At 38.2% G+C, this 1,727-nt stretch carries 1 protein-coding gene; it reads left to right on the top strand.

Annotated features, from left to right (window positions below):
• Positions 1-66: 66 nt before the first annotated feature.
• Complete coding sequence (locus tag L1D46_RS20550; RefSeq protein WP_239978162.1) at positions 67-1,662, top strand: hypothetical protein; 1,596 nt, start codon at positions 67-69, stop codon at positions 1,660-1,662.
• Positions 1,663-1,727 lie beyond the last annotated feature (65 nt).

Genomic DNA, 1,727 nt, shown 5'->3' with positions numbered 1-1,727 from the left:
AGTAAATAATTTATTTGCTATTTCTGTTAATGATAAAGTTTTAGTTAATTCTTCAGGTGAAATACAATGAAAAAATCTATCCTGTCAATATTGATGGTATGCGGAGCCGTGGCTGCAGATGCTTCGGCAAATAGCTGCACAGGCGAGCTGTATGGTATTAACTCTGGACGAGGCCATTTAGGTTTCGTTTTTTCTATTGATGAACAAACGCAAAGTGCAGCGATTCATTCAAAAGCTGCTTTCTCGTCAGCAGCTATAGCATTTGATAGTACAAGAAACCGACTTTATTACGTTTCAGCTCCACGACCGCTTTCGTATAAGCTTGATGTAAGTGAATTTAATTTAGCAAGTCATGAACTAGCTGACCTGCCAATTAAAAGTGAAAAGTATAAGTATACTCGTCTCGCTTACGTTGATATGGATACAAATGAGCACACAGTGTTTAGTCGCTCTAATTCGATGACTCGATTAGCTTATGATCCAAATCGTGATGTTATCTACGGCTCTAAAGGCAGTAAGTTTTATATTATTTCCCCAGATTCTGGTGAAACTCAGTTTGTAGGTAATATGACTGGCTATGGGAATAGTTCAGATATTCTTCGTGGTGATATGATTGTTAAAAACGGAGAAGTTTATTTAGTTTCTGCAACAAGCATTTTCTCTTTGAACCTTTCTACACTTGAGTTAACGAAAAAATCTGAACATGGCTTAACGACAGTGACCGGTGCTGCGCTTGATCAAAATGGTGAGCTGATTATTGCTCGAGAAGTTATTAACGATCAAGGTAATTACAATATAACTAAGCTGTATAAAGCATCAATTGAAACGGGTAAAACATGTGCAATGGGTACGTATCCTATGCGTATTAATGATTTAGCGTTAAACACACTTAAACCAGTTGCTTGTTATACCAAACCAACCTGTAGTACCGGTGCAGAGTCAGTTGTTATCACGAGTATTGATAAGCAACGAAAAGCGACTTGGCAAAATTACACATTGAATGCTTATTTATTTGATAAACCTGTCGCAAAACTTAAGAGTGCAGCAAATTTTGGTGAAGGTGGAATTGTAAATAAAACACTTACAATTAATCATGACTTTGCCGCTGCAAACTCCATTACAGAAGCTGCAATCGATTCTTATGGCACAGATATCTTTTTTGTGGGGAGTTTTCATGATACAGATTTCACAGACGCTGAAGTTTCAGAGCTTTACAATTGGTCAAAGAAACCAGGTAACGTAACTATTATTGCAGCTGACTCTGACTTGCCGAATGAAAAAGTGTATGCAAAGTGGGGCTATACTGTCACGCGTGATGGTTATGTCGACGGCCCAAATACGCAAAACCCTGATGGCGTGGGTACTCTTGCTCAGCAGGCTATTTTTGCTGGCCCATTTGGTGGTGTAACGAGTTTTTATCAAGCGGGTGGTGCGAAAGGCTATTTCTCTGAAATGCCAGCAGGTACTCAAGTATTAGCAGTTAATCAAGATGGTCTGCCTACAATTGTTATGGACCCAGAAACTGGCGATATTCTATTATCTGATAATGGTATTGTTAACACTCAAGATAAAGTTGAGAACTACACTCCAGGTACAGGTGTAACTAGCATGGCCGAACGGCTATTCTTAAACTTAATTAACTATGCAAGTGATATAGATTAATTATCCTTATTTAAACTATCGTGAAGTCATTTACTTCACGATGGTAATTTATATAAATCGTCTCC

Source organism: Pseudoalteromonas sp. Isolate3, assembly GCF_022398505.1.
Classification (GTDB): Bacteria; Pseudomonadota; Gammaproteobacteria; order Enterobacterales; family Alteromonadaceae; genus Pseudoalteromonas; species Pseudoalteromonas apostichopi.
The sequence above is the reverse complement of the archived record's forward strand: the minus strand, read 5'-3'. Positions and strand labels throughout refer to the sequence as shown.

What these genes read in the sequence shown, in the direction of transcription:
- L1D46_RS20550 (WP_239978162.1), top strand. Translation starts at nt 67, where the DNA reads ATGAAAAAATCTATCCTGTCAATATTGATGGTATGCGGAGCCGTGGCT.